Annotated in this window: 1 protein-coding gene and 1 pseudogene; both read right to left on the reverse strand. The window is 35.9% G+C overall.

Going from position 1 to position 2,179, the window contains the following annotated elements:
* A pseudogene (locus tag ABZA26_RS13385) lies at positions 1 to 339 on the reverse strand (SAM-dependent methyltransferase); the annotation flags it as partial.
* A 120-nt stretch (positions 340 to 459) separates the two neighbouring features.
* The coding region (locus ABZA26_RS13390) for an SbcC/MukB-like Walker B domain-containing protein (protein WP_372715001.1) at positions 460 to 2,179 on the reverse strand (1,720 nt) is incomplete at its 5' end.

Here is a 2,179-nt window from a genome sequence, read left to right on the forward strand (position 1 = left end):
AACTTTTGTAGGCTTATTCTTTATAATTTTTATTTCATTTTTCTTGTTTACCAACAACTGATAATCTCCCTCTGCAGCAAAGATGACTCCCTGCTTAAAATAATTCTTAAGAAGTCCTAAAATTTCATCCACAGCCTCTTCGGAATCCATATTTTTATGAGTGGTATTTTTATCAAAAATATAAGAAAACTGGTATTGTTGTTTTTCTTTTGACAAAAAAGGTTTTACCGATACTTTGTTAAAGTCCACATCTGCACCCTTTTTTTTATTGCTCAATGTCGCAGATATCATCGACCCTTCCGAAGTCATTTTTTCCATTAATTTTTTCAGTTTATCCATCTGTATCATCTCCAAACTTTATATATGATAGTTCCCAAAAGAAACAAATCTATAAATATATTCAATCTCTTTATTCTATCATGTATTCAGATTTTTATAAAGTGTTACAGGGATATTACCTTATGTCATCTCAACCTTGGTCCCTCTCTCACCTGGTATAGCTGCATAGACCTGTAGTTTTCTCGGTACACGTTCCTTTATATCATCTACATGGGTTATTATTCCAACCTTGAGTTTTTCCTGATTTTTAAGGGTTTCAAGGGAGTTTATTACCCTTTCTAGAAGAGAAGAATCCAGGGTGCCAAATCCCTCATCAAGGAAGAAAAATTCAAGCTGAGACTTCCCCTTTAGCTGTATCTGATTGGACAGAGCCAATGCCAGAGAAAGGGACACTAGGAAGGTTTCCCCTCCTGACAGCGTCGAGCTTCTCCTTTTCTCACCGCCGTTGAAGTTGTCCACCACGAGAAAGTTTGCTGAGTCATCTATTGCAAGACTGTATTTCCCGTTTGTTATTCTAGAAAGTCTCCTTGCAGCATTTGAAACTATACTTCTCAGCCTGCTCACAGCAAGGTATTCTACAAAGGCATTTCCCTGAAAAAGTTTTGACAGGTCTTCTAGAAGGCTCAGCTCCTTCTTCTTCCTATCCGACTCTTTTTTCAAATCCCCCACTTCTTTCAGAAGTTTTTCCATATCCCCTATACTCTTCTCAAGAAGGACTATTTTACTCTCCAGCTCTTTTTTCTGATTTTCAAAGGCCACTTTCTCATTCTGAGATATTGCCCATTCTGATTCTGTTACCACTCTCCCGGCAATTTTTTTATCAAGATTTTCCAGAGATATTCTGTTTTTTTCACATTTTTCCTGATACTCTTTGATCCACCCTTTAAGAGTTGCCATTTCATCATCTGAGAGAAAAGACTCTTCAGCTTCGTTTTCAGATAAAAATCCGAAAATCTCCATTTTTTCCTCTGCTTCTTTCCTGTAGAGCTCAGCCTGGGATTCCTTCTCTCCCAGAGAACCCTTTATTCCTGAGGATTTACTCTCTATGACATGAATATTTTCTTTCAGATCATCCACCAGTTTTCTTTTCTCACTGATATCTTTTCTGATATTTATAAGCTCATTTTTTATATTCCTCTGCTCTTTTTCCATTTCTTTCATCTCACCAAGACGTTTCTGAAGGCCCTCTATACACAAACCTTCAGACATATACTTTGGTACTGTGTTCTCTAATTCTATTTTTATGAGGTCTCTCCTGCTGCCTTTAGATTTTTCCGACTCTTTAAGCTCCGCTATAGTAATTTGACAGTTTGCTGTTTTTTCTATAATAAGAGTTTTTTCTGTAATAAGTTTATTTTTAAGTCCTGTGAGTTCTTCTTTTTTTCTCTGTATCTCATCATTTTTAATTTTTATATCTTCAGATTCTTTTTTAATTTTTTCAATCTCAGAATCCATATCTGATAAATTTCTTTCTTTTAACTGAGCCTTTTTACTTTTCAGATCAGATAATATTTTTTCCAGATTTATCTTATATAATTTCTGTTCGATAGATTTTTTTTCCGCCTCTATACTCTCTATGATATTATCATCTGCTACACCTTCAGAAGCCTCTGCCACTTGAGGATGCTCTTTGGATCCACATACTGGGCAGGATTCCCCCTCTTTCAGATTTTTTGCCATTTTCCATGCTATCTGTCCATCTCGTACTTCACAGGCCTTTTTCAGTTCATCTTCCTTTAAGGAAAGTGATCTTTTCAGTGTACTCTTTATTTTTTCTAATTCTGACAGCTCATCTTCAAGGAATTTGACATCCTTTTCCAAAAGCTCCACTTCTTTCCTC

Source organism: Ilyobacter sp. (assembly GCF_041583315.1).
Taxonomy (GTDB): Bacteria; Fusobacteriota; Fusobacteriia; order Fusobacteriales; family Fusobacteriaceae; genus Ilyobacter.